This window comes from Paracoccus sp. UBA889 (genome assembly GCA_002294185.1).
Lineage (GTDB): Bacteria > Pseudomonadota > Alphaproteobacteria > Rhodobacterales > Rhodobacteraceae > Paracoccus.
This window is the reverse complement of record DBFD01000061.1, coordinates 102,659-128,974: the sequence shown is the minus strand read 5'-3', so window position 1 is coordinate 128,974 and position 26,316 is coordinate 102,659. Positions and strand designations below refer to the sequence as shown.

The following is a 26,316-nucleotide window of genomic DNA, read 5'->3' as shown; positions in this document are numbered from 1 at the left end:
AATGCCTCAGATCAGGCGGAAGTCGGGTGGAACCTCGTCCCTGCCGTCAAGGATCAGCCGGGCCATGACCCGGGCGATCATCGGCGCCATGCCGAAGCCGATCTTGAACCCGCCATTGGCGACATAATGTCCAGAGCGGCCGGGCCAGGCGCCCAACAGCGGCGCCCGCGATCCGGCGCGCGGGCGGATCCCTGCCCAGCATTCGAGGATCGGGGCGTCGCGAAGGCCGGGGCAGATTGCGCGGGCGCGGACCACCAGCCCGTCGCACCGATCATCCGGATCAGGATGCGTGAAATCATTTTCCGTGGTTGAGCCGACCGCCGTCGTGCCATCGGCCTGGGGCACGACGTGCAGCCCGTCGGCAAAGATCTGTGCCGCCTCGGGGGCGGCATGGCCCAGCAGGACCGACTGCCCCTTGACGCCCTTGCCGACAGGGCGGTCCAGGGCTTGCGACAGATGCGCCAGCCCTTCGGCGCCGGTCGCCCAGAGGATGGGGCCGGTCTGGGGCCGGACCGACGTGCCTTCGCTGATCCGGCCACCGCTTGCCCGGATCGCATGGGCCAGCGCCTGCAGCGCGGCCCGGGGGTTCAGCCGCGCGGACAGCCCGTCTTCCAGCCACAGGCCCGAGGGGCTGTCAGGGATCAGGCTGGTCGCCGGGGCCTGCGTGATCCGCATCGCCATCGCGGCCGGCCAGCGGATCGCCGAGGCATCGAGGCGCGCCTCCAGCAGTTCGGCGGCCCCCTCCGCCAGGGGCTGGACCCGCCCGGTTCGCGCAAAGCCCGCGCAACGCCCCGAAGCGGTCTCGACCGCGCGCCAGAAATCATCGGCCATCAGCAGGCTGTCCAGCTGGAACTGTTTTTTCCGGTTCCAGTTTTCGGGCGCATGCGGCGCCAGCGCACCGACATGGCCGCCCGAGGATCCGGCCCCGATGCGGCGGGCCTCGATCACATGGACCCTGGCGCCCCGGCGGGCCATTTCCCAGGCGCAGGACAGGCCGAAAATCCCCGCCCCCATGATCGTGACGCTTGCCAAGACGCGAGCCTTTCCCCTAGTTCGGCGCATGGGTGATCTAGACGAAATCACGCCGGGCAGCCAGCCGGGACTGGATTGGCGCGAGGGGGGCGTGCCGGTCTCGACACGCTTTGACGATCCCTATTTCAGCCTGGCCGGCGGGTTGGCGGAAACGCGCCACGTCTTTCTGGCGGGCAACGATCTGCCCGCGCGTCTGCGCCCCGGTTTCCACATTGCCGAACTGGGCTTCGGGACCGGGCTGAACTGCCTCGCGCTGGCCAGGGTGGCGCAGGTGCCGATGCGAATGACCAGCTTCGAGGCGTTTCCGATGGCGCCGGAGCAGATGGCGCGCGCCCATGCGGCCTTTCCCGAATTGGCCGCGCTGGCGGCCGATCTGCGCGCGGGTCTGTCGGACGGCACGGCGATCCGCGTCGGCGCGGTCGAATTGCAGCTGGTGATCGGGGATGCGCGCGAAACGCTGCCGCGATGGCAGGGCTGCGCGGATGCTTGGTTCCTGGACGGGTTTTCGCCCGCGAAGAACCCCGAGATGTGGTCCGCCGCGCTGATGGCCGAGGTCGGCCGGCACACATCGCCGGACGGCAGCTTCGCCACCTATACCGCGGCGGGATCGGTGCGCCGCGCGCTGACGGCCGCCGGTTTCGCGGTCCGGCGTCAGCCCGGTTTCGGCACCAAGCGGCACATGATCGCGGGGCGGCGCGTCCCGGACTGATGCGCGCGCGGGTTGCCGCCGGGGCGGCTGGCGGGATAAGGCTGGGGCACCCTTGCGAAAGGCATCCGCGGACGTGAGCAAGCCCGATACGACATCCATGTTGTTCCGCCGCTTCTGGTCGGATTACCTCTATGTCCATCGTGGGCGGATGCTGGCGGCCTTCGCGCTGATGACGATCGAGGGCTCGACGCTGGCGCTGATCTCCTGGATGCTGAAGCCGCTGTTCGACCGGGTCTTCATCGGCAAGGAAACCGGGGCGATCTGGTGGGTCGGCACGGCGATCTTCGCGATCTTTCTGACCCGCGCGATCACGCTGGTCTCCAGCCGGGCGCTGCTGAGCCGGATCTCGCTGGACATCTCGACGCTGATGCAGACCAACCTGCTGGCCCATATCCTGACGCTGGACGGCCGTTTTTTCCGCGAGAACGCGCCGGGCGCGATGATCGAACGAATCCAGGGCGACACGCAGGCCGTTCAGGGCATCTGGGCCACGCTGCTGACCGGGGCCACGCGGGACGCGATCTCGCTGGTGATGCTGTTCGGCGTCACCTTGACCATCGATCCGGTCTGGACCCTGGCCGCGCTGATCGGCGCGCCGATCCTGATCGCGCCGGCGGCCGTCGTGCAACGCTATATCCGCCGCAAGATGCGCCAGAATCGCGTCAGCGCCAGCGCGCGCGCGACCCGGCTGGACGAGATCCTGCATGGCATCGCCTCGATCCGGCTGAACCGGGCCGAGGCCGACCAGACCCGACGCTTTTCCACGATCGTCCGCCGCATCCGGCAAGAGCAGGTCAAGCTGGCCGCGACCTCCAGCGTGATCCCGGCGCTGACCGATATTGTCACCGGCATCGGTTTCGTCGCCGTGCTGTTGCTGGGCGGCAAGGAGGTGATGGAGGGAAGCCGCAGCGTCGGCGATTTCATGTCCTTCTTCACCGCGCTTGCGCTGGCCTTCCAGCCGATGCGTCGGCTGGGCGGGCTGGCCGGAAGCTGGCAGACGGCGGCGGCCAGCCTGGAACGGGTCTATCAGGTCTTTGACACCAGGCCGACGGTTGTATCGGGCACGCGGACCGCGCCGCCCGATGACTGCGACATCCGGCTGTCGGATGTCTGGCTGTCCTATGACGGGCAGATGATCCTGCACGGATTGTCCTTCGCGGCCGAGGCGGGGCGAACGACGGCGCTGGTCGGTCCTTCGGGGGCGGGCAAATCGACGGTGTTCAACCTTCTGACACGGATGGTCGATTCCGACCGCGGCGAGGTGCTGCTGGGCGGTGTGCCGGTTGCGGATTACGACCTGGGCGTGCTGCGCGACCAGTTCTCGACGGTTTCGCAAGAGGCGGCGCTGTTCGACGAAAGCCTGCGCGACAACATGCTGATGGGCCGGCCCGATGCGTCCGAGGACGATCTTCGCCGTGCGATGGATGCAGCCCATGTCACCGATTTCGTCGATGCCGAAAAGCGCGGACTGGACAGCGCCGCGGGGCCAAGGGGGTCGTCGCTGTCGGGTGGCCAGCGTCAGCGCATCGCCATTGCCCGCGCCGTCCTGCGCGACGCCCCGATCCTGCTTCTGGACGAGGCGACCAGCGCGCTGGACACCGCCAGCGAACGGCTGGTGCAGGATGCGCTGGACAGGCTGGCGCGCGGGCGCACGACGCTGGTCATCGCGCATCGGCTGTCCACGATCCGCAATGCCGACAAGATCGTCGTGATCGAGGCTGGCCGGGTTGTGGAACAGGGTAGTCATGACCAGTTGATGGCAAGGCGCGGCGCCTATGCCCGCCTTGTCGCGCTGCAATTCGGAGAGAAACAATGAGCCGCCAGATCATCCGTGTGACCGGCGAGGATCGGCTGGATTTCCTGCAGGATCTGGTCACGAACGACGTGACCCGCGCACCCTGCTGGGCCGCGCTGCTGACGCCGCAGGGCAAGTATCTGGCGGATTTCCTGATCCTGTCCGATGGTGACGCGCTGCTGCTGGATGTCGATGCGGGGCTGGCCGAGGATCTGCTGCGGCGGCTGGGCATGTACAAGCTGCGCTCGAAGGTCGCGCTGGAGGCGGTGGCGATGCCGATCGCGCGCGGCACCGGCCCTGCGCCCGATGGCGCCATCGCCGATCCGCGCCACGACGCTTTGGGCTGGCGCCTTTACGGCCAGCGGGGCGATGACGGCAGCGACTGGGACGCGATCCGCGTCGCCCATTGCATCCCCGAAAGCCTGATCGAACTGATCCCGAACGAGACTTTCATCCTCGAGGCCGGATTCCAGCGTCTGCACGGCGTCGATTTCCGCAAGGGCTGCTATGTCGGTCAGGAAGTCACCGCGCGGATGAAGCACAAGACCGAATTGCGCAAGGGTCTGATCACCCTGCGCGTCGAGGGCGAAGCCCCGGTCGGCACCGCCATCACCCGCGAGGGGCGCGAAGTCGGCACCCTGTTTACCCAATCGGGCGGTCGCGGCATCGCCCATGTCCGCTTCGACCGGCTGGGCGCGGGGATGGAGGCAGGCCCGGCCCGAATCGTCGCCGAATGAGCGTCGGGGCCGGCATGGCCCCCGACGCGCAGCCACCGCTGCGCAAGATCATCCATATCGACATGGATGCCTTCTATGCCTCGGTCGAGCAGCGCGACGATCCGGAATTGCGCGGCAAGCCGGTCGCTGTGGGCGGCGGTTCGATGCGCGGGGTGGTGGCGGCGGCCAGCTACGAGGCGCGGGTCTTCGGGATCCGCTCGGCCATGCCCTCGGTCACGGCGCGCAGGCTGTGCCCCGATCTGATCTTCGTAAGGCCCCGGTTCGAGATCTATCGCGACATCTCGGGCCAGATCCGCGACATCTTTGCCGATTACACGCCGCTGATCGAGCCCCTGTCGCTGGACGAGGCCTATCTGGACGTGACCGACCACCTCTGGCCCGGCCAGACGGCGACGCAGGTGGCCCGCGAGATCCGCGCCCGCATCCGCGAGGCAACCGCGCTGACCGCCAGCGCCGGGGTCAGCTACAACAAGTTTCTGGCCAAGCTGGCCTCGGACCAGAACAAGCCCGACGGGCTTTGTGTGATCACGCCCGATCGGGGACCGGATTTCGTGCTGGCCCTGCCGGTGGGCAAGTTTCACGGCATCGGCCCGGCGACGGCGGGCAAGATGCGCGCGATGGGGATCGAGACCGGCGCCGATCTGCGGGCGCAGGACCTTGATTTCCTGACCCGGCGTTTCGGCAAGTCGGGGCGCTATTACTGGAACATCTCGCGCGGCATCGATCACCGGCAGGTCCGGTCCGACCGCATCCGAAAATCCGTCGGGGCCGAAAACACCTATTTCACCGACCTGATGGACCTGGCCCAGGCGCATGACGCACTGGCGCCCCTGGCCGGTAAGGTCTGGCGCCATGTCAGCCGCCATGGCTTGCGGGGACGGACGGTGACGCTGAAGGTCAAGTTTTCGGATTTTCAGCAGATCACACGGGCGCGGACCCTGCCGCGCGCCGTGGGATCCGAGGCCGAGATGCTGTCCATCGCCCGCGAACTGGCCGGCGCTGTCCTGCCCGATCCGCGCGGCGCCCGGCTGTTGGGGATCACGCTGTCGGGTTTCGATCGTGACGAAGATAGCGATCCGGTGCAGCTGAACCTGTTCGGGTAGAAATCGGCATGCCACCGCGCCGGGCGGCGTCCCGACCCTCCGACAGGGCGCGCCATCCTGCCGGACAGGGCCCGGGAAGTCCGATCCTCACCCGGTCAGGACGTGGCGCGCGTCAGGCCCGTTCGCTGTATTCGAAGACCTCGGTATTCACCACGATATCCTCGCCCTCGCCCACGAAGGGCGGGATCATGATGCGAACGCCGTTGTCCAGCATCGCGGGCTTGTAGCTGTTGGCGGCGGTCTGGCCCTTCACCACCGGCTCGGTCTCGGCGACCTTGCAGACGACCTTCTGCGGGATCGAGACCGAAAGCGCCTCGTCGCCGTAATATTCGATGGTCGCGGTCATGCCGTCCTGCAGGAAGGGGCGACGATCGCCCAGCAATTCGGCGTCCAGTTCGGTCTGCTCGAAGGTCTGGCTGTCCATGAAGACCAGCTTGCCGTCCATTTCATACAGGAATTGCTGATCTTTCTGGTCCAGCCGGACACGCTCGACCTTGTCCTCGCTGCGGAAACGTTCGTTCAGCTTGCGGCCGTCGCGAAGATTTTTCAACTCGACCTGGGCGAAGGCGCCGCCCTTTCCCGGCTTGACGTGATTGACCTTCACGGCGGCCCAGAGGCCGCCGTCATGTTCCAGCACATTGCCGGGCCGGATTTCGTTGCCGTTGATCTTGGGCATGGGATTCTCTTGACGGATGATGAGAGGTTCGCGCCGTCCAGACGTTGAATGGCGTTGAAGCGCCCCTATATCGGGACAGGCCGTGGCTGGCAACCGGAACGGTATGCGGGCGTTGTCAAGCTGATATCCGTGGCGGAAGGCCGCCGCCGTCCGGCGGGCCGTCGAAATTTTGCGTGTTTTTGCCCGCCTTGCAGGCTACGCATGGCTGTCATGCAGTCGAAGTAATATCGAATCGGGGTCAGGATGGTCTAAGCCAAACGGCACCGTCGGAGAAACGGAAGAAAAAACGAAGGGTTGACCCAGAGTCTTCCCGCAAGGGCCTCGGTGGTATCATCGGGCCAGAGGAAATGGACGAACGATATGCGCGATTTTGTTGACGGCTCGGCTTTCAATTTCGAGCAGGGCCAGCGTGCCCGCAAGCTGTTTGCGGCGGTGGTTCTGGCTGCTTTGGATGACGCCATTGCAGATGACAAGAAATACGGCAACGGCCCCGAGCAGATCGCCCGGTGGGCGCGTTCGCGCGACGGACGCGAGGTTCTGTCCTGCGCCGGGATCGACCCGAACGAGCGGGTCGTCAAGGGATTGATGGACTTCGTCTCGAAGGGCGTCCGGACCTCGGTGGCGCTGTCGCGCGAGGAAAGCGAACGGCGCATGGCCGCCGAGGCCGAGGCCGAGGCGGCGTGACCCCTCTGCGGATCGCTCGCAGACAAGACTGAAACCGCACGGATCGGTAACAAGGCCCCCGCCATCTGCGGGGGTTTTCCATTTTCCTGCGGACCGGGTGCGACGGCTGGTGGCCGGCGCAGCCGGTTCCAGCGCTGTATCCGGCGTGCAGGACAGGGCCGGGCCGGCGACCGGCGCCGGCTTCCGTGGCGGCCTGACCGGCCTGGCCGCAGCGCGGTCGCAAAACGAAACCCCGCCGGAATGACGGGGTTCGTCGGCTTTCAGGCGGGCCGCGATGGCCGCCGCGTCGCGGACATCGCTTCGGTCAGCGCTTGCGGAACAACTGCCAGCCGCCGGCGACAGCCATCGCGGCGATTGCGGCCTTGACCAGCGCGCCGGCCAGGAACGGCATCACCGCCAGCGCGGCGGCCTCGGACAGGGATTTGCCCAGCACCAGCGACAGCGCCAGGGCGCCCGGCACGAACAGCATTAGTCCCGGCACGAGACCGGCGACAAACAGGCGCAGGAAGCCGCGGTCCAGCCCGCGTTCGACCAGCCAGCCGGTCAGCCAGGCCATGCCGACAAAGCCCCACAGGAAGCCCGCCGTCGGCCCCATCAGCGGCGCGATCCCGCCCGAGGCATTGGCAAAGACCGGCAGGCCCACGGCGCCTTCGGCCAGATAGGCCAGCATCGTCGCCGCCGCCAGACGCGAGCCATAGGTCAGCCCGATCAGCGTGATGGCCAGAGTCTGCAAGGTCATCGGCACCGGCCACATCGGTACGCTGGCCTGGGCGGACAACGCGACCAGAGCCGAGCCGGCCAGAACCAGCAGGATGTTCGTTCGGGTCGAGCGGACCGGCAGCGCGGCTTGGGTCAATGTCATGGCGGGGCCTCTTCCTGGTGCGAAATTCGTGGCCGAATGTTCACGCAGCGGGCGCGAAAGTCAATCGGCCGGTCGGCGAAAGGGTCTTGCGCGGGCACCGCTCTTTTGCGAAAGGCTGCCGCCATGACACAGGATCAGACCACCGAGGAAACAGGCAGGATCGCGCTGGTGACAGGCGCGTCGCGCGGTCTTGGCGCGGCCCTGGCCGAGGGGCTGGCCCGGCGCGGATTTCATGTGCTGGCCGTGGCCCGGACCGTGGGCGGCCTGGAAGAGCTGGACGACCGCATCCGGGCCTCGGGCGGCAGCGCGACGCTGGCGCCGATGGATGTGACCGACGCGGCGGCGATGCAGCAGATGGTGCAGGCCGTGGCCGAACGATGGGGCGGTCTGGATCTGTGGGCACATTGTGCGATCCACGCCGCACCGCTGTCGCCGGCGCCGCATATCGACGGCAAGGATTGGTCGAAATCGCTGCTGGCCAATGTCGAGGTCGTGCGCGGCCTGATCGCCCTGATCGAGCCGCTGCTGCGCATACGCCAGAGCACCGCCCTGTTCTTCGACGATCCTCGCGCCGGACAGAAATTCTTCGGCGCCTACGGCGCGACGAAGGCCGCGCAGATCGCGCTGGTGCGAAGCTGGCAGGCCGAGAACGCAGCGATCGGCCCGCGCGTGGTCATCGCGGAACCGGCCGCGATGCCGACCGCCACCCGCGGACGGTTCTTTCCCGGAGAGGATCGCGCGGTGCTGACGTCCTGTCGCCACGAGGCCGAGCGGATCCTGGACGCGCTGTAGCCCCGCGTCCCGCGACCGCCGGGGGACCTTGCGTCCCCCGGACCCCCTGCAAGGTATTTGGAAAGAGGGCGAGGTCAGGCGATCGGGGCCGTGGCCCGGTCCAGCCATGCGCCCGTGTCCTCGTCGAGCAGCGGCGACAACGTTTCGCGGACCTGCGCGTGATAGCCATCCAGCCACCGGGCCTCGGCCGGTGACAGCGCGGCGCGGTCGATGCAGCGCGTGTCTATGGGGCAGAGTGTGATCGTCTCGAACCCCAGCATGGTGCGGCCTTCCTCGGACGGGGCCTCGATCACGGCGATCAGGTTTTCGAGACGGATGCCGAAGCTGCCCTCGCGGTAATAGCCCGGCTCGTTGGACAGGATCATGCCGGGCTCCAGCGCGATGTCACTGGTCCGGCTGATCCGGGCCGGGCCTTCATGGACGCACAGCGCGGCGCCGACGCCATGGCCGGTGCCATGGTCGTAATCCAGCCCCTGTTGCCACAGGAATTGCCGCGCCAGCGCGTCCAGATGCGCGCCCGCCACGCCCCTGGGAAAGCGCGCCCGGCTAAGCGCGATCAACCCGCGCAATACGGCGGTATAGGGGGCGACGGCGTCGGGCGGAGGCTGGCCCAGCGGCAGCGTGCGGGTGATGTCGGTGGTTCCGTCGGGATACTGGCCGCCCGAATCGATCAGCAGCATCGTGCCGGTCGAGAGGCGGCGATTGGTGGTCTCGGTCACGCGGTAATGGACGATGGCGCCGTTGGGGCCCGCGCCGCAGATCGTGTCGAAGCTGATATCCGTGATGCCCTGGTCGGATCGCAGGGATTCGAGTTTTCGGACGACATCGATTTCCGTCAGCGACGCCGGATCCCGCGCCTCCAACCATGCCAGCAGCCGCACCATCGCCACGCCGTCGCGCAGATGCGCCTGGCGCATTCCGTGGAGTTCGGCGGAATTCTTGCGGGCCTTGGGCAGGATCGCCGGGTCCGGGGCGCGGGCGATATCGGTTCCGGCCTGTTCCAGCAGGCGGAAGACGGCCTCGGGCGCCGTTGCGGGGTCGAGGCGCACCGGGCCTTCGAGGTCCAGCAGGGCGGCGGACAGGCTCTCGGGGTGCAGAATCGAAACCGCGTTGCCAAGCGTCGTCCGCAAGCCGTCGTCGAATTTCGCCGGATCGGCGAACAGCGCCAGATGGCCGTCATCGGACAGGACGGCAAAGCCTTGCACCACGGGGTTCCTTGGCAAATCCTTGCCGCGGATGTTCAGAAGCCAGGAAATCGAATCGGGCAGCGACAGAAAGGCCGCCGCCTGACCGTCCTTGCGCAGCGCGGCAGCCAGACGGGCGCGTTTGCCGGCGGCGCTTTCGCCCGCCAGTGCCTCGTCATGGGCACGGGCCCGGCCGACGGGCGGGGCAGGGCGGTCGGTCCAGACGGCATCGAGCGGGTTGCGGTCCATCGCGATCAGGCCGATGCCGCTGTCGGCAAGCCCCTTTTCCATCGTCTCGATTTCCTTGCGCGTGTGCAGCCAGGGATCGAAGCCGGCCCGCCCTCCGGCCGGCAGGGCGTCGCGCAGCCAGTCCGAGGGCCTCGTATCAGGCCAGGGGACAGGGGTGAAATGCGCCGGATCGACCTGCGATTTCACCTGCACCCGGTAGCGGCCGTCGATGAAGACGCCGGCCTTGTCCGCCGTAACGATGGCGAAGCCCGCGCTGCCGGTGAAGCCTGTCAGCCAGGCTAGCCGCGCATCGGCTTCGGCCACATATTCGCCCTGATGCGAATCGGCGCGTGGCACGATGAAGGCATCGAGACAGGCGGCCTTCATCCGCTGCCGCAGCGCGGCCAGCCGGCCTGCGTGATCGCCGCCACCGGCCCGGTCGTCAAAGGACTGAAAGCTCACAATTCGATCGCCTTCATCACTTCGGGTTCGATCACCATGACCCCCGGCAGATCCGCCACCAGCGCCTCGGCCGATTGTTCAAGCAGGGGGAAGGTCTTGTAATGACAGGGAATCACGGTCTTGAAGGCGAAATAGCGCCTCGCAGCATAGGCCGCCCGCTTCATGTCCATGGTGAAATGTCCGCCCGCGCAGAGGATGCCGATATCGGGCTTGTGGTAATCGCCCATCCATTCCATGTCGGCCATGATGTCGGTATCGCCGCTGACATAGATCACCTGCCCCTCGCCGGCGATCATGTAGCCCGATTCGTGGCCCGCATAGATCGGCCCGTCCGCCCCGTCCAGCGAACTGGAATGGGCCGCGTTCACCATCGTCACCTTTGCCCGGCCCAGATCGACGGTGCCGCCCTTGTTGAAGCCGATCCCGTCGATTCCGTGATGCGTGCTCCAGCCGTTGATCAGGTCATAGATGCCAGCGACCGGTATTTTCAGCTCTTTCGCAATGGCCAGCGTGTCGCCGGAATGATCGCCGTGCCCGTGGGTCAGCAGGATGTGGGTCGCGCCCTGAATGGCCGCGTCACGGCCGTTTTCGGGAAAGACCGGATTTCCCGACAGCCAGGGGTCGATGAGGATCACGGCATCCTCGATTTCAAGGCGAAAGCCGGAATGTCCAAGCCAGGTCAGTTTCATCGAGACCTCCTTTGCGATGTCGGTCGAAGCCTAGCGGCGCCTTGTCCGACTGACCAGAGCGGGCGCGGCTGTTGATTTCCTCTGGCCGACCGCTTACGCGCACGAACCAGTGCCGGTCCCGCGCGGCTCGCCGACGACAGGATGGGCCGCCACGGCAAGGAGAGGAGCGGATGACGATCTTCGTCTCGGGCGATTCCAATTCGGTCCGTCGCGATGGCTGGGTCGCCGGATTGATCGCCCATCCCGACACGCCGGCCGAGGTGCGCAACATCTCGATCGGCGGCGCGCCCTCGCATATGAGCTTGCTGCGGGCGATGCGCGAAACCGGCATGGGGCGCGGCGACGTCCTTATCTGGGCCTATGGCATCAACGACGCGCTCTATATCCGGAATGCCGGCTATACGGTTGACGAGATGATCGGGGTCTTGCGTCAGATCATTGCGATCTGCGCGGATCGCGGCGTCGTCTTCGCGCCGATGATCTTCCAGCCGCGCCGACCCTCGCAAATCCGGCGGAAATCGCCCTATCGTGCCGCGCTGCACGATCTGTTCGGGGCAAGCGGCATCCCCTATTTCGATGTCGATGAAGCCTATCTCGCCGTCCATCCCGACAGCGCGACGCTGCCAGTGGAGTTTTACCAGGACTATCTGCATTACGCGAATGATCCGGCGGTTTTCGGCCACATCGTCGCCGGGGCGCTGGATCTGATCCGGCGCGGCAGGGTGCCCCACCATCCCGGCGCCGATCTGCCCTCGATCCGCCTCGTGACGGATTTTCCGGGGGCCGGGCGGGGCGTTCTGGAAAACAGCGCCGTGGGACGCGTCACGACGTGGGATCCGGGTCCGGACGGCGTTCAGGTCCGGCTGCCCGGCCCCGGCAGGATTGTCGGGCTGTTCGTGACCACGACGCGGCAGGGCGGGGTCTGGAACCTGACGTTCCAGGGCGCGTCCGATCAGGTTTCGGTGGCCTTCGCCGACCGGGATTTCAATCGCACGATGCTGAAATTCATCTCTCCGGAAGCCGTGACCGGGCGCTCTTTCGCGCATGACGGCCCGGAGATCCTGCGGATCGGCTGGTCGGACGAACCGGGCAGGGTGCTGGCCGATTTCTGGTTCCTGTCCGAACCCGATCCGCAGGATCGTTCGGGTCGCGAAGCGCGGCTGGTCGCCGTCATGACCGAAAATCGTGGACAATGCCGCGAAGGCGGAACGGGATGCGCCTGACCCGCGGCTAGACCGGGGCCGCGTCGTCCAGCCGCAACCGCAATCTTTCGCGCCCGCCCCAGGTGGACAATTCCAACTTGCCCGCCAGATGAAAGCGCCGGCCCTTCGCACCGATCAGCGCGGGCCCGAGGGGGCCGTTCATCGCGCCCCAGGCCACGGCCTCCAGCGAGGGCCCGCCGGGGCTGCGGAAGGACAGCCGCAGATGGCTGTCGCCCATGGTCGCGGCGCTGTCGATCAACTGGTCGGCAAAGGCGAAACGGGGCGCCGGGGCGGCCTGGCCATAGGGTCCGGCATCTTCGAGTTGGCGGAACATCTGCGGCGTGGCCCCCGCGCCCTCCAGCAGCCCCGAAACGCGCAGGTCGCGGCTGCCGCTGCGCTGCGACAGATCGCGCTCGATCAGGTCGGCCAGCCGTGCCATCGCGTCGGGAATACGGGCGGCCTCGACCGTCAGACCGGCGGCCATCGCGTGCCCGCCACCTTTCAGCAGCAGGCCCTCCTGCGCCAGCCGCTGGACCGCACGGCCCAGGTCGACGCCGGGAACCGAACGGGCCGATCCCTTTCCGATTCCGCCCTCGATCCCGATCACGACCGAGGGCAGGTCGCTGGCCTCCTTGACCCGCGCCGCGACGATGCCCACGACGCCCGGATGCCAGCCATCGCCGGCCGCCCATGACAGGCGCGCATCGCCGCGCGCCTCGACCTGGGCCAAGGCTTCGTCGCGCACCGCCGCCTCGATCGCGCGGCGATCGCGGTTCAGCCCGTCCAGATCCGCGGCCAGCCGCCCGGCCTCGACGGGATCGGTCGCCGACAGGCACAGCGCGCCCAGATCGGCGCGCCCGACGCGCCCCCCGGCATTGATCCGTGGGCCCAGAAGGAAACCCAGGTGAAAGCTGTTGGGCGGCCCGTCCAGCCGCGCCACGTCGGACAGCGCAACCAGTCCCGGCCGCTGTCGCCGTGCCATGATCGCCAGCCCGGTCCTCACGAAAGCCCGGTTGACCCCCACCAGGGGCGCCACGTCCGCCACCGTCGCCAGCGCCACCAGATCCAGCATCGACAGCAGATCGGGCTCGGGCCGGCCCATCCGGCGCAGCACGCGCCCGGCCTGAACCAGCGTCAGGAAGACCACGCCGGCGGCGCAGAGATGGCCCAGCGATCCGTCCTCGTCCGCCCGGTTCGGGTTCACCACGGCCAGCGCGGGGGGCAGGGTCTCGCCGCCCAGATGGTGGTCCAGCACGATCACGTCGCGGCGCCCGGCGGCGGCAAGCGCATCATGGCTCAGCGTGCCGCAATCGACACAGATGATCAGATCATGCGCGGCGGCCAGTGCCTCGATCGCCGGCGCGTTCGGACCATAGCCCTCGTCGATCCGGTCGGGGACATAGAGGGTCGCGTCCCGGCCCTGTCGCCGCAGCCAGTCCAGCAGCAGCGCGGCCGAGGTGCCGCCATCGACATCGTAATCGGCGAAGATCGCGATCCGCTGTCCGCCGACAGCAGCCGCCACGATCCGCTCGGCCGCCGTCTCCATGTCGCGCAGGGTCAAGGGATCGGGAAGAAGATCGCGCAGCCTCGGCGTCAGAAAGGCCTCGTGGGCGCCGGCCTCGATTCCGCGTTCGGCCAGAACCCGCGCCACCGCCAGCGGCAGGGCGGACTTCTGCGCCAGCCCCTCGGCCAGCCGCTCCAACGCGGCATCCGGACCGATCCAGCGCCGCCCGCTCAGCGATTGCTCGATCCCCAGAAACGCCACGCGGCTCCTTTCGACTTGCAGAAATCCTCCCCAGGCGGGCCCGGGGCCGGGCGGCGCGGCCTACCTTACCGGGTTGCGATACAGCATCCGCCTGACCGAGCCGGTCTTGGACCGCATCAGGATCGTCTCGGTCTCGATATAGCCGGGCCGGGTGTGAACGCCGCGCACGATCGAGCCGTTCGTCACCCCGGTCGCGGCGAAGATCACGTCCGCCGTCACCAGATCGTCGCGGGTATAGATGCGGTCGAAATCGCTGATCCCGGCCTTGCGTGCGCGGCCGCGCTCGTCCTCGTTGCGAAACAGCAGCCGACCCCACATCTGTCCGCCCATGCATTTCAGCGCCGATGCGGCCAGAACCCCCTCGGGGGCGCCGCCGGAGCCCATATACATGTCGATCCCGGTCAATTCGGCCTCGGCGGTGTGGATGACCCCCGCCACGTCGCCATCGGTGATCAGCCGGATCGCGGCGCCCGTCTCGCGAACCTCGGCGATCATTTCCTCGTGGCGCGGACGCTCGAGGATGCAGACGGTGATGTCGCTGTCGCGGCAGGCCCGCGCACGGGCCAGCGCCCGAACCCGTTCGGCCGGGCTCATCCGGAGGCTGACCACATCCTTGTCATAGCCCGGCCCGATGGCCAGCTTGTCCATGTAGACGTCAGGCGCATGAAGCAGGGTTCCACGCGGCGCCATCGCGATCACCGTCAGCGCGTTCGGCATGTCCTTGGCGGTCAGCGTCGTGCCCTCCAGCGGGTCCAGCGCGATATCCACCTGCGGCCCCTGACCGGTGCCGACCTCTTCGCCGATATACAGCATCGGCGCCTCGTCGCGCTCGCCCTCGCCGATGACGACCACGCCCCTGATGTCCAGCATGTTCAGCTGATCGCGCATGGCATTGACGGCGGCCTGATCAGCGGCCTTTTCGTCGCCGCGCCCGATCAGCAGGGCCGAGGCATGGGCCGCCGCCTCACTGACGCGGGCCAATCCCAGGGACAGCATGCGGTCGTTGAAATCCCCGGGCGCATTCATGATCGGTTCCTCGTCACCTGCCTCGTCGCTGGGCTTCTACGCGGCGCTCGCCGGGCGGGCAAGCCTTGACGGCGCTAACAGCGCTCAGGCCTCGGCCAGATCCAGCGACAGGGCGTGGATCCGCGGCACGATATCGCCCAGCGTGCGGTGAACAAGCCGGTGCCGCTCGATCCGGCTCAGCCCGGCAAAGGCGGCCGCGGTCATTCGGATGTGAAAATGACTCTCGCCGCCCTCGCGAAAACCCGCATGTCCGCGATGGGATTCGCTGTCGTCCACGATCTCCAGCCGTTCGGGGCGCAGAGCTTCCAGCCTGTTGCGCATCTCGTCCGCGATCATCCGCACATCCTTTCGTCAAGACCTTTCATGTCGCCCGAAATAGCCTAAACTGCCGCCTCCGAGTCGCAAAGGTGCCCGAGAATGAGCAGCAAAGACCCCTTCGGATTCGACATTTCGGCCGCGAAGGACAAGAAGCGCAAGAACAAGGGACGCCGCGGCATGTCGGGCGCCTTCGAAACCTCGACCCGCATCTGCGAACGGGAAGGATGTGACGAGGCGGGGCAATACCGGGCGCCCAAGAACCCGCGCAACCTTGATGATTATTTCTGGTTCTGCAAGGAACATGTGCGGGAATACAACGCCAACTGGAACTATTTCCAGGGCCAGTCGGAAGAGGAATTCCAGCAGTTCATCGACAATGCGACGGTCTGGGAAAGGCCGACGAAACCCTTCGGCCGCGCCGCCGAGGAACAGAAATGGGCTCGCCACGGCGTCAGCGACCCGCACGAGATCCTGGGTGCCAACGGCACCGCGCCCGAGGCCCGCGCCCGGGTCGCGGCCCGCAAACTGCCGCCGGCCGAACGCAAGGCGCTGGAAATCCTTGAAGCCCGCGACGGCTGGTCACGGACCGAAATTCGCCGCCAGTACAAGTCGCTGGTCAAGGATCTGCATCCGGACATGAATGGCGGTGACCGCTCGGACGAGGATCGTCTGGCCGAGGTCGTCTGGGCCTGGGATCAGGTCAAGGACAGCCGGTATTTCCGCGACTGAGGCGGATCACGCCGCGCCGGTCCCTCGCCCTCTTTCCAGATACCTCCGGGGGGGGACGCGTCAGCGACGGGGGGCGGCGCCCCCCTTGCGACGGAACAGCCGGGGCGCGGCGGCCGCCATCAGCAGCACCAGCGCCACCAGCACCACCACCGGCATCGAGCCCCACCTGATCCAGACGGTCGGCGGCAGCGCGCCGGGCAGCTTGGCGTCGATCTTGCCGGCGACGCCAAGGCCAAGGGACTGGCGAACCGCGCCGCGGGCATCGATCACGGCGCTGACGCCGGTATTGGCCGCGCGCATCATCGGCAATCCGGATTCGATGCTGCGCAGGCGGGCCTGGGCAAGATGCTGATACGGACCCAGGAAGCGGCCGAACCAGCCGTCATTCGTGGCCTGCAACAACCATGCCGGACGATTGTCCAGACCGCGAAGATGCTGGGGAAAGATCGCCTCGTAGCAGATCAGGGGCTGAAAGGGCGGCAGCTTGCCGGCCTGCATCGAGGCCGGGCCGGAGCCGGACGAATAGCCGCGTCCCGATTGCGCTGCAAAGGCCGAGATGCCGAACCTTGCCAGCGCATCGCCCCAGGGAATGTATTCGCCAAAGGGCACCAGGTGGAACTTGTCGTAGACCGCTTCGGGTCTGCCCTGCGCGTCCAGCGCGACGAGACTGTTGAAATAGCGGCCGCCCTCTCGCCGCTGGATGCCGGTGACCAATGGGGCACCCGCTGACCCGGCCAGGACCGGCAGCACGCCCTCGGCATCGTTCAGCAGGAAATTCACCGCCGTCTCGGGCCAGATCACAAGATCGCGGGGGCCCGGCTCGGCCGACAGATCCAGCAGGCGGCGGAAAAAGACCGCGGACCATTCCGGGTCCCATTTCAGCTTTTGTTCGGCATCGGGCTGGACGATCCGGATGGTGAAATCGGTATCGGGCGGCAGGGGGCGCGACAGCCGGTTCAGGCCCAGAGCCCAAAGCCCGCCGGTTGCAAGGATTGCCAGCCCGATGCCCGGCAGGAAACCGGTCGCGCGGCGTTCGAAGGGTCGCCACAGCGCTGCGGGCAGGACGGCAAGCGCCATCGTTATCGCCGACAGCCCGATGGCGCCCGTGCTCGAGGCGATCTGCGCAATCGGGGTCGAGATCCAGGTATGCCCGACCAGGTTCCAGGGCAGGCCGGTGAAAAGCCAGCCGCGCAGCCAGTCCGACAGAACCAGCGCCGCCGCGATGGTCAGGCTGCGGCTGCGCCAGCCGGGTGCGGCAAGTGCGGCCAGCCAGCCGGGAATGGCCCAGAACAGGGCGCCGCCAAGCGCCATCAGGATCAGCGCGAAAGGCGCCATCCAGCCATAGATCTCGGGTTCGACCAGGAAAGGCTCGACGATCCAGCTCATGCCCAGGCCGAACCAGCCCAGCCCCGCCGCCAGCAGATGCCAGAACGCGGCCTGCGGGTTGGCGCGGCAGGCGCGCCAGATCAGGATCGCGAAGGCCACCGGAGCCAGCCCCCAGACATCGAAGGGCGCAAGGCCCAGCGACGCGATCATGCCAAGCGCCAGATCGGGCAGAAGCTGGCGCAGCGGCGGTCGCCGGCCAGAGCGCAGGCGCGGCGGGGTCAGGCGGTCGCGCATCGTCGAGGCTCAGGCGTCAGCGTCGGCATTGTCCCCGGTTGCGGGGGCATCGGCCTTCTTGCGGCGGGGCCGCCTGGGCTTGGGCATGGGCGTCTCCTCGGCCCCGGGCTTGGCCGGCTCGGCCTCGGCCTCTGCGGCAGGGTCGGCCTTCTTGCGGCGGCTGCGCGCCGGTTTCGCGGCCGAGTCGCTGTCCGCGGCGCCGGTATCGTCCTCGGCCGCGCTGTCCTTCTTTGCGGTCTTGGCGCGGCTGCGGCGCGGTTTTGGCGCGTCCGCCGCCGCCTCGGCGGTCTCGGACTTGGCGGCCGCAGCCTTGCGACGGGTTTTCCTCGGCTTGTCGTCCGGCGTTTCTGCCTGTGCCTCGGCGGGGGCTTCGGCCGCCGCGGGTGTCTCGGCCGGCGTTTCGACCATGGCCTCCGTCGGCGGCGCCGATTCCTCCGGCTGCTCGGGCGACGCGGGCCCGGTCGCCGTCTCGGCCTCGGCGGTCGAGGATTTGCGGCGCCGGCTGCGCTTTGGCCGGGGCTGTTCCTGCGGTTTCCCGGCATCGTCGTCGCTGGTTGCCGGGGGCTCGTCACGGGTGGCGCTGTCCAGCGCCGACCGGATCGGCACCAGCATGAAGTCCGGAACGTGATCGCCCATGCCCTGCACCGGCTGGCCGCGATCCTCGCCGCGGCCCCTGCGTCCTCCGCGCCGGTCGTCGCGCCGGTCCTGCTGGCCGGATTGTTCGCGGCGTTCGGGCTGCTGCGGTGCGGTTTCGGCCTCTGGCGCGCGCGTCTTCTCGGGTTGATCGACGCGCGGGCTGTCCTCGCGCGGGCGATCCTCGCCGCCGCGACGGCTGCGGCTTCGGCCGCGCCCCCCGCGACCGCGGTCGTCGCCATCCCTGCGAGACGAGGATGGCGCCGCGTCCGTCAGCGAAAATCCCGTTGGCGCCTCGGCGCGCGGCAGGCTTTGCTTTACCAGGCTTTCGATGGCCGAAAGATATTTCTCGTCCGAGGGCGTGGCGAGGCTGATGGCGGTGCCCTGACGGCCCGCCCGGCCGGTGCGGCCGATGCGATGGATATAATCCTCGGCATGGCTGGGCAGATCGAAATTGAACACATGGCTGACCGCCGGAATGTCCAGCCCGCGTGCCGCCACGTCCGAGGCGACCAGCAGTTTCAGGCTGCCGTCGCGGAAACTGTCCAGGGTCCGGGTGCGGTGGCTCTGTTCCAGATCGCCGTGGATCGGGGCGGCATCATAGCCGTATTTGGCCAGCGACTTGGCGACGATGTCCACATCGGTCTTGCGGTTGCAGAAGATGATCGCGTTCTTCAGCCCGCCGGTTTCGGTCGCGAGACCCTCGGCATCGATCAGGGCGCGCAGCAATTCGCGCTTCTGCTTGGCGGCCTGATCCTTGCGGGTGGGCGTGAACTGGATCAGCTTCTGGGTGATGGTTTCGCTGGCGGTGGCCTGGCGGGCAACCTCGATCCGTTCGGGGGCGTGCAGGAAGGTGTTGGTGATCCGTTCGATCTCGGGCGCCATCGTGGCGCTGAAGAACAGCGTCTGGCGGGTGAAGGGGGTCAGTTGGAAGATGCGTTCGATATCGGGGATGAAGCCCATGTCCAGCATCCGGTCGGCCTCGTCCACGACCATGATCTGCACGCCGGTCAACAGCAGCTTGCCGCGTTCGTGATGGTCCAGCAGGCGGCCCGGCGTGGCGATCAGCACATCGACGCCGCGATCGATCAGCTTGTCCTGTTCGGCAAAGCTGACGCCGCCGATCAGCAAGGCCTTGGTCAGCTTGGTGTGCTTGGCATAGGTATCGAAATTTTCGGCCACCTGCGCGGCCAGTTCGCGCGTCGGGCACAAGACCAACGACCGCGGCATCCGCGCGCGGGCCCGACCACGACCCAGCAGCGTGATCATCGGCAGGGTGAAGCTGGCAGTCTTGCCGGTGCCGGTCTGGGCGATGCCCAGAACGTCGCGGCCTTCCAGCGCGGGCGGAATGGCCCCTTCCTGGATGGGTGTCGGGTTCTCGTAGCCGGCCTCTTCGATGGCCTTCAGAACCTTGGGGTCGATTTTCAGATCGGAGAATTTCGTCATGCGGGGGCTTTCCATTGGCCGCGCCAATCGCGCGCCGCGTTCCATGCCGTGCGCCCGAATGGCGCATCAGTCGGCTGTCATGGGACGCAGTTCCGCACGCCCCTTCGGTCGTTCCGCCGGATGCGGACCCGCCTCGCCTAAACCAACCGGGCAGGAAGGTCAATCTTTCCGGCCGAAAACCTGCCACAATGGCAGTCGACAGGGAACCTTTCGGCCGGCAGACGCTTGGACGCGGGACACCGGCGCACAGAACGAGGGACAGGAATGGAGATGGACGTGACCGGCGGGCTGAGCCCGATCCAGGCCTTCGCCGTGGTCGGTATCGCGGGGGTGGGCGCGCAATGGCTGGCATGGCGGTTCCGCCTGCCCGCGATCGTGCTGATGCTGGCCGCCGGGTTGCTGCTGGGCCCGGTCACGGGAATTTTCGTGCCGGCCCGCGATATCGGCGATCTGATCAAGCCGATGATCGCGCTGGCCGTTGCCGTGATCCTGTTCGAGGGGGGCCTGACGCTGAGCCTGAAAAAGCTGGCCGATGCCCGGCCGGGCGTCAGGCGGCTGGTCTATATCGGGGCGCCGCTGGGCTGGATCCTGTCGTCGCTTGCGCTGGTTTTCGGTGCCGGGCTGGGCTGGGAATCGGCCATCGTCTTCGGCGGGGTCATGATCGTCACCGGACCCACGGTCATCGCGCCCCTGCTGCGACAGGCCAGGCTGACCTCGCGGCCGGCGCAGGTCCTGCAATGGGAAGGCATCGTCAACGACCCGATCGGCGCCCTTGTCGGCGTCATCGCGCTGGAAATCGTGCTGGTCTATCGCACCGGTGTCACCGCCGGCGAGGCCATCGGACAACTGGTTCTGGGCGTCGGCTTCGCGGCGCTGATCGGGGCCGTGGCGGGCTACATGCTGGTGCAGGCCTTCCGGCGCGGCTGGGTGCCCGAATACATGAAGGTTCCGCTGCTTTTCGTCGCCGTGCTGGCGATCTTCGCGGTATCGGACACGCTGTTGCAGGAAAGCGGGCTGCTGGCGGTGACGGTCATGGGGCTGGTCGTCGCGAATGCCGATCTGCCCAGCTATCACGAACTGCACCGCTTCAAGGAACATGCGACGATCCTGCTGGTTTCGGGGGTGTTCATCCTTCTTGCGGCGGGTGTGGAATTCGACACGCTGGCGCAACTGAACTGGCTGCGCGCGGGCATCTTCGTCGCGCTGGTGGTGCTGGTGGCGCGGCCGCTGACGGTCCTGATCTCGCTGATCGGATCGAACCTGACCCTGCCCGAACGGTTTCTGATCGCCCTGACCGGGCCGCGCGGGGTGGTGCTGGTCGCCGTCTCGGGCATCTTCGGCGAGAATCTGGTATCGGCGGGGATCGACGACGGCGCGCAGATCGCGCCGCTGGCCTTCGTGCTGGTGCTGGTGACGGTCGTGCTGCACGGCTTCACCCTTGCGCCGCTGGCGCGGCGGCTGGGCCTGACCTCGGGCGAGAAGCCGGGCCTGATGATCGTCGGCGGCTCGCTGTTCGCGACGGGCCTGGCAAAGGCGCTGGAAAAGGCCGAGGTGAACGTGCTGATCACCGACACCAACCGCGATCATCTGCGCACCGCGCGGGCCCAGAACATTCCCACCTTCTATGGCGACATTCTGGGCGAGGCGGCGGAAAGCAACGTCGAGTTCATCACCTATTCGGGGATCCTCTCGGCATCCGACAACGACGCCTACAACACGCTGGTCGCCACCGATCTCGCACCGGAATTCGGTCGCGAGGCGATCTGGCAGCTTGCCCGCCACAAGGAAGATCGCGCCCGGCATGCGCTGCCCTCGCAACTGGGCGGGCAGACCATCGACGGCAACCGCACGCTGGCCGAGTATCTGGAACTTCTGGCCGAGGGCTGGATTTTCCGCACCACGCGCCTGACCGAGGAATACCGGCTGGACGACTGGCGTGCGGTGCGCGAGGGCGCGATCCCGCTGGCGGTCGTGCAGGACGGCAAGCTGTGGTTCGTCACCGATCCCGACAGCGATGTCGTGGACAAGGCGGGGGTGCGGATCGTGTCGCTTCTGCCGCCCGACATCGCCGACCAGATCGCGCGCGAGAACGAGGCGCAGGCCAAACCGCAGGAAAAGGCCCGCCGGATCGCCCGCGACGAGGCCGAGGCCGTCAAGCGCGGTCAGGGCAATGGCAGCGTCAAGGGCGGCGAATCGGGGCAGGAGGCCGAAGAGCTGCGCGAGGATATGCAAGATGATTCCGAACTGATCGAGACCCAGGGCAAGGTCGCCGATCCGGACAGCGATGAGGATCACAGCAGCCAGCCCGATCCGGATGCGGCGCTGGAGGACGAGGAACGGCCGAAAGACCGAAAGGATCGGGATTCGCAGGACTGACGATCCGACCGGGCGGGCATTCCCGTCCCGGTCGCGGATCCCCCGACCGCAATCCCGGCGCGGCGGGTGTCGTCCGGCCGCGCATCGCCCCCTGACCGGGACCGGTGGGCGCGTTTCCGATGCCGGGATCGCCGACAGATGCCCCTGCTTCCTGGCGCGCTTCGGCCACCGCTGTTGACCTTCCATATCCGCAGGCGATAACCGGCAGGCTGAATGTCAGGAAGCCGATCATGAACCTTTTCACCGATCTTCGCGGTATCGTCATCGAGGCGCTGGACCAGATGGCCGGGGCGGGCGAAGTGCCTGCCGGTCTCGACACCGCCAATGTCACGGTCGAGCCGCCGCGCGATCCGGCCCATGGCGACATGGCGACCAATGCCGCGATGGTGCTGGCCAAGCCCGCCGGCATGAAGCCGCGCGAGATCGCCGAAAAACTGGCCGCCCGGCTGACCGATCCCCGCATCGCAGGCGCCGAGGTGGCGGGACCGGGCTTTCTGAACCTGCGCCTCGCGCCCTCGGTCTGGCAGGGTGTGGTCAGGACGGCAATCCGCGCGGGCCGCGATTTCGGCCGTTCCGGCATCGGCGCGGGCCACAAGGTCAATGTCGAATTCGTCAGCGCCAACCCGACCGGCCCGATGCATGTGGGCCATGTCCGCGGCGCGGTCTTTGGCGACGCGCTGGCCAATCTGCTGGCCTTTTCCGGCCACGAGGTGACACGCGAATATTACATCAACGACGGCGGCGCGCAGGTCGATGTGCTGGCCCGCTCGGCCTATGAGCGTTACCGCGAGGCCAATGGGCTGGAACCGGAAATCCGCGAAGGGTTGTATCCCGGCGATTACCTGATTGCGGTTGGCGAGGCGCTGAAGGACAGATACGGCGACAGCCTGCTGGAGCGCCCCGAGGAGGAATGGCTGGCCGAGGTGCGCGATTTCGCGACCGAGGCGATGATGGGGATGATCCGCCAGGATCTGGCCCTGCTGGGCGTCCGGATGGACATCTATTCCAGCGAAAAGGCGCTTTACGGCAGCGGCAGGATCGAGGCGGCGATCAAGCGCCTGGACAGCTTGGGCCTGATCTATCGCGGCGTGCTGGAGCCGCCCAAGGGCCGACTGCCCGAGGATTGGGAGGCGCGCGAACAACTGCTTTTCAGATCGACCGCCCATGGCGACGACGTGGATCGGCCGATCCAGAAATCGGATGGCGCCTGGACCTATTTCGCCCCCGACATCGCCTATCACTGGGACAAGATCGACCGGGGCTTCGATCAGTTGATCGACGTGTTCGGCGCCGATCACGGCGGCTATGTCAAGCGGATGAACGCCGCGGTGAAGGCATTGTCGAACGGCCGCGTGCCGCTGGACATCAAGCTGATCCAGCTGGTCAAGCTGTTCCGGAACGGCGAGCCCTTCAAGATGTCCAAGCGGGCGGGCACCTTCGTCACCCTGCGCGATGTCGTCGAAGAGGCAGGTTCGGATGTGACCCGTTTCATCATGCTGACGCGCAAGAACGACGCGGCGCTGGATTTCGACTTTGCCAGGGTGCTGGAACAATCCCGGGACAACCCGGTCTGGTATGTCCAGTATGCCAGCGCGCGGGTCAGTTCGGTCCTGCGCCGCGCGACAGAGGTTGGCATCGACGTCTCGGATTCGGCCCTTGCGGACGCCGATCTGTCGAAACTGGCCCATCAATCAGAACTTGACCTGGCCCGGAAAGTTGCCGAATGGCCACGCCTTGTCGAACATGCCGCCCGCGCGCACGAGCCGCATCGGATCGCGTTTTTCCTCTACGAGATCGCGTCCGACCTGCATTCGCTGTGGAACCGGGGCAATGACGATCAGTCGCTGCGCTTTGTCCAGGATGGCGATTCGGCCACGAGCCAGGCAAAAATCGCGCTGGTCCGGGCGGTTGGCGTTGTCATTTCCGCCGGTCTGGGTATCCTTGGCGTCACTCCGGTCGAGGAAATGCGCTGACCAAAGGCGCCCCGGCCGAAGTGGACGAGCAGTCGAGGCAAGTCGGATCAACCGGCAGACAGGCAGGCTATGGCAGTAATGGATTTCCGCGAAGGCGGTTACGTGTTCTCGCGGCACAAGGTGCGGCGCGAATTCTCTTACGATCAGGACAACTGGGACGGCGCCGGCGATGCCGTATCCGGCGACAGCCGATTCGCGGCCGATCCCGACGGGTCGGAAGGCATTTCGGTTCGGTTGACCCGGCTGACCCATTATCTGGGCGCCGTGGCCTCGGTCGGGCTGATGGTCGGTCTGATGGTCTGGGGCTGGCAACTGGTGTCGCGCGATGTGTCGGGCGTGCCGGTCATCAAGGCCATCGCGGGCGATGCCCGCACCACGCCCGAGGATCCGGGCGGCAAGCTGACCTCTTACACCGGCTATTCGGTCAACGGCGTGACCGAGGGGGCCGAACCCGCGCGAACCGATACGGTCGCGATCGCGCCCGCCGCGGTGGGCCTGACCGACGAGGATGTCGCGATGGGCACGCTTGGCGCCGAGGCGCGCGATCCCGCCAATACGCCCGACGCGCCGCTCAGCTTCGATGGCGAGGAAATCACGCCGATGTCTGACAGCGAGGCCCGCGCCCTGGCCGAGGAACAGGCGGCGGCCGAAGCGAACCGCCTTGCCGTGGCCAGCGATTCGGTCGAGGATTCCTCGGTCATCGACGCGCCCGTGATCGAGGGATCGGTCAACGAGGCGCTGACCGACGAGAACGGCGTCCCCGCGCAGACCGATGCGATCAACGCGGCTCTGGCGCAGGCGCAGGCCGCGGCCAATCTTGGCGCCATTGTGGCCTCGCCCCGTCCGGCTCCGCGCCCGCGCATCACCCGTCTGGCCTCGGCCGGCACGATGGCAACCGACGCGGCGCCGGCGGCCCCGGCCCGCCGCCCGGCCGAGCCGACCGCGAAGCCGGCCGTCGATACCGGCAGCGGCCCGCTGGTCCAGCTTGGCGCCTTTGACAGCAATGCCATCGCCAACGGCGAATGGAACCGCCTTTCGGGCAAGTTCGGCTCGCTGTTCTCGGACAAGGGGCAGGTGATCCAGAAATACGATTCGAACGGCCGCACCTTCTGGCGGTTGCGCGTGGCAGGCTTTTCCTCGATCAGCGATGCGCGCCAATTCTGTTCGGCGGTCAAATCGGGCGGCACGGACTGCATCGCGCTGTCGCGCTGATGGCGCCGAACGCGACGATCCTCGGCGGCATCGCCGGGACCAGCCTCACGACGGGCGAGCGGTCCTTTTTCCGCCAAGCCGATCCGTGGGGCTTCATCCTGTTCGGCCGCAACGTGGACGACCCTGACCAGCTGCGCCGCCTGACCGGTGATCTGCGCGAGGCCGTGGGCCGCGACGCGGTGATCACCGTCGATCAGGAAGGCGGCCGCGTCCAGCGCCTGCGGGCGCCGCATTGGATGGAATGGCCCGCACCGCTGGATCAGGCCCCGGCCGGGCCGCGCGCCATGTGGCTGCGACACTACCTGATCGGGCGCGAATTGCGCGATTGCGGCATCGATTCGGATTGCGCGCCGACGCTGGATGTGGCGCAGCCCGACACTCATCCCTTCCTGCGCAACCGCTGTCTCGGAACCGATCCGCAAACCGTCGCCGAACTGGGCCGCGCTGCCGCCGATGGCCTGCTGGCTGCCGGAGTGCTGCCGGTTGTGAAACACATGCCCGGACATGGCAGGGCTGCCGCCGACAGCCACAGCGACCTGCCCGTGGTCACCGCGCCACTGGCCGAACTCGACGCAACGGATTTCGCGCCGTTCAGGGCGCTCAACGATCTGCCGATGGGCATGACCGCCCATATCCGCTTTGCCGACCTGGACGACGCCCCCGCCACCGCCTCGGCCCGGATCATCGCGCTGATCCGCGACCGGATCGGCTTCGACGGCCTGCTGATGAGCGACGATATCACCATGAACGCCCTCGCCGGGTCCGAATCCGACCGTGCCGCGGCCTCGATCGCCGCCGGATGCGATCTGGTTCTGCATTGCAACCGCGATGTGGCCCAGATGGAACCGGTGGTCGCCGCCGCGGGGCCGATGACGCCCCTCGCCCGCCGCCGTGCCGATGCAGCACTTGCCCGGCGCCGTGCGCCCCGGAATCTGGACCGTGCCGCGCTGCTCGCCGAATGGCGCGCGCTGACCGCCTGATTTCTTCGTTGCACAAATACCCCTTGCGCGCCCGCCGCGCTTGACTCGCGCAGGGCTTGGGCCGAGTCTGCCCGTCGCAGCAA

The 26,316-nt window shown here is 67.6% G+C and carries 22 protein-coding genes; 12 read left to right on the top strand and 10 right to left on the bottom strand.

Annotated features, from left to right (window positions below; genetic code table 11):
• Positions 1–6: 6 nt before the first annotated feature.
• On the bottom strand, positions 7–1,062 hold the full coding sequence (locus B4L36_RS12775) for an NAD(P)/FAD-dependent oxidoreductase (RefSeq protein WP_292957916.1): 1,056 nt from the start codon (positions 1,060–1,062) through the stop codon (positions 7–9).
• Here B4L36_RS12775 and mnmD point away from each other — a divergent pair.
• The 4 genes from mnmD to dinB all read left to right on the top strand — a co-directional run bounded on the left by mnmD (position 1,061) and on the right by dinB (position 5,376).
• Entirely contained in the window at positions 1,061–1,741 is a 681-nt protein-coding gene (mnmD, locus tag B4L36_RS12770; RefSeq protein WP_292957913.1) for a tRNA (5-methylaminomethyl-2-thiouridine)(34)-methyltransferase MnmD, read from the top strand. The genes B4L36_RS12775 and mnmD overlap by 2 nt on opposite strands.
• Before the next feature lie 97 nt (positions 1,742–1,838).
• Positions 1,839–3,557, top strand: coding sequence for an ABC transporter ATP-binding protein (locus tag B4L36_RS12765; protein ID WP_292957973.1), 1,719 nt, complete (start codon positions 1,839–1,841; stop codon positions 3,555–3,557).
• Positions 3,554–4,273, top strand: a complete 720-nt coding sequence (locus B4L36_RS12760; RefSeq protein WP_292957910.1) for a YgfZ/GcvT domain-containing protein — start codon at positions 3,554–3,556, stop codon at positions 4,271–4,273. Before B4L36_RS12765 ends, B4L36_RS12760 begins: the two co-directional genes overlap by 4 nt.
• Positions 4,270–5,376 (top strand): DNA polymerase IV, encoded by a 1,107-nt coding sequence (dinB, locus tag B4L36_RS12755; protein WP_292957907.1) that lies wholly within the window; start codon positions 4,270–4,272, stop codon positions 5,374–5,376. Before B4L36_RS12760 ends, dinB begins: the two co-directional genes overlap by 4 nt.
• Positions 5,377–5,488: 112 nt before the next feature.
• On the opposite strand, the gene efp is transcribed toward dinB, so the two are convergent.
• Positions 5,489–6,052 (bottom strand): elongation factor P, encoded by a 564-nt coding sequence (gene efp / locus B4L36_RS12750; protein ID WP_292957904.1) that lies wholly within the window; start codon positions 6,050–6,052, stop codon positions 5,489–5,491.
• Positions 6,053–6,412: 360 nt separating this feature from the next.
• On the opposite strand from efp, the gene B4L36_RS12745 reads away from it, so the two are divergent.
• Entirely contained in the window at positions 6,413–6,736 is a 324-nt protein-coding gene (locus B4L36_RS12745; RefSeq protein ID WP_292957901.1) for a DUF6280 family protein, read from the top strand.
• A 304-nt stretch (positions 6,737–7,040) separates the two neighbouring features.
• On the opposite strand, the gene B4L36_RS12740 is transcribed toward B4L36_RS12745, so the two are convergent.
• On the bottom strand, positions 7,041–7,598 hold the full coding sequence (locus tag B4L36_RS12740) for a biotin transporter BioY (RefSeq protein ID WP_292957898.1): 558 nt from the start codon (positions 7,596–7,598) through the stop codon (positions 7,041–7,043).
• Between the two features lie 123 nt (positions 7,599–7,721).
• On the opposite strand from B4L36_RS12740, the gene B4L36_RS12735 reads away from it, so the two are divergent.
• On the top strand, positions 7,722–8,390 hold the full coding sequence (locus tag B4L36_RS12735; protein ID WP_292957895.1) for an SDR family NAD(P)-dependent oxidoreductase: 669 nt from the start codon (positions 7,722–7,724) through the stop codon (positions 8,388–8,390).
• Positions 8,391–8,464: 74 nt separating this feature from the next.
• Here the strand turns inward: B4L36_RS12735 and B4L36_RS12730 are convergent, their stop codons facing one another.
• Together B4L36_RS12730 and B4L36_RS12725 are read right to left on the bottom strand one after the other, a co-directional pair.
• Positions 8,465–10,264, bottom strand: a complete 1,800-nt coding sequence (locus B4L36_RS12730) for an aminopeptidase P family protein (protein ID WP_292957892.1) — start codon at positions 10,262–10,264, stop codon at positions 8,465–8,467.
• The gene (locus B4L36_RS12725; RefSeq protein ID WP_292957889.1) at positions 10,261–10,953 is read right to left on the bottom strand and encodes a metal-dependent hydrolase; all 693 of its coding nucleotides are present in this window, start codon (positions 10,951–10,953) and stop codon (positions 10,261–10,263) included. The genes B4L36_RS12730 and B4L36_RS12725 overlap by 4 nt, the downstream gene beginning before the upstream one ends.
• 170 nt (positions 10,954–11,123) lie before the next feature.
• Between B4L36_RS12725 and B4L36_RS12720 the strand changes: the two genes are divergently transcribed.
• Positions 11,124–12,176 carry an SGNH/GDSL hydrolase family protein gene (locus B4L36_RS12720; RefSeq protein ID WP_292957886.1) on the top strand — a complete coding sequence of 351 codons (1,053 nt, stop codon included), beginning with the start codon at positions 11,124–11,126 and terminating at the stop codon, positions 12,174–12,176.
• Between the two features lie 7 nt (positions 12,177–12,183).
• Here B4L36_RS12720 and recJ read toward each other — a convergent pair whose 3' ends face one another.
• The 3 genes from recJ to B4L36_RS12705 form a co-directional block, all read right to left on the bottom strand.
• Positions 12,184–13,920, bottom strand: a complete 1,737-nt coding sequence (gene recJ / locus B4L36_RS12715; RefSeq protein WP_292957883.1) for a single-stranded-DNA-specific exonuclease RecJ — start codon at positions 13,918–13,920, stop codon at positions 12,184–12,186.
• A gap of 60 nt (positions 13,921–13,980) precedes the next feature.
• A complete protein-coding gene (glpX, locus tag B4L36_RS12710) occupies positions 13,981–14,946 on the bottom strand; it encodes a class II fructose-bisphosphatase (protein ID WP_292957880.1) in 966 nt (321 codons plus the stop codon).
• Between the two features lie 84 nt (positions 14,947–15,030).
• Complete coding sequence (locus B4L36_RS12705; RefSeq protein WP_292957876.1) at positions 15,031–15,282, bottom strand: BolA family protein; 252 nt, start codon at positions 15,280–15,282, stop codon at positions 15,031–15,033.
• 81 nt (positions 15,283–15,363) lie between these two features.
• On the opposite strand from B4L36_RS12705, the gene B4L36_RS12700 reads away from it, so the two are divergent.
• Complete coding sequence (locus B4L36_RS12700; RefSeq protein WP_292957873.1) at positions 15,364–15,993, top strand: J domain-containing protein; 630 nt, start codon at positions 15,364–15,366, stop codon at positions 15,991–15,993.
• Between the two features lie 60 nt (positions 15,994–16,053).
• Here B4L36_RS12700 and lnt read toward each other — a convergent pair whose 3' ends face one another.
• Together lnt and B4L36_RS12690 are read right to left on the bottom strand one after the other, a co-directional pair.
• Positions 16,054–17,613, bottom strand: coding sequence for an apolipoprotein N-acyltransferase (gene lnt / locus B4L36_RS12695; protein WP_292957871.1), 1,560 nt, complete (start codon positions 17,611–17,613; stop codon positions 16,054–16,056).
• 9 nt (positions 17,614–17,622) lie between these two features.
• On the bottom strand, positions 17,623–19,692 hold the full coding sequence (locus tag B4L36_RS12690) for a DEAD/DEAH box helicase (protein WP_414692178.1): 2,070 nt from the start codon (positions 19,690–19,692) through the stop codon (positions 17,623–17,625).
• A gap of 264 nt (positions 19,693–19,956) precedes the next feature.
• On the opposite strand from B4L36_RS12690, the gene B4L36_RS12685 reads away from it, so the two are divergent.
• The 4 genes from B4L36_RS12685 to nagZ all read left to right on the top strand — a co-directional run bounded on the left by B4L36_RS12685 (position 19,957) and on the right by nagZ (position 26,233).
• Positions 19,957–22,068, top strand: coding sequence for a cation:proton antiporter (locus tag B4L36_RS12685; protein WP_292957869.1), 2,112 nt, complete (start codon positions 19,957–19,959; stop codon positions 22,066–22,068).
• A gap of 230 nt (positions 22,069–22,298) precedes the next feature.
• Positions 22,299–24,041, top strand: a complete 1,743-nt coding sequence (gene argS / locus B4L36_RS12680) for an arginine--tRNA ligase (RefSeq protein WP_292957866.1) — start codon at positions 22,299–22,301, stop codon at positions 24,039–24,041.
• A 69-nt stretch (positions 24,042–24,110) separates the two neighbouring features.
• Positions 24,111–25,253: an SPOR domain-containing protein gene (locus B4L36_RS12675; protein ID WP_292957863.1), complete on the top strand. Its 1,143-nt coding sequence runs from the start codon at positions 24,111–24,113 to the stop codon at positions 25,251–25,253.
• A complete protein-coding gene (nagZ, locus tag B4L36_RS12670) occupies positions 25,253–26,233 on the top strand; it encodes a beta-N-acetylhexosaminidase (RefSeq protein WP_292957860.1) in 981 nt (326 codons plus the stop codon). Before B4L36_RS12675 ends, nagZ begins: the two co-directional genes overlap by 1 nt.
• Positions 26,234–26,316 lie beyond the last annotated feature (83 nt).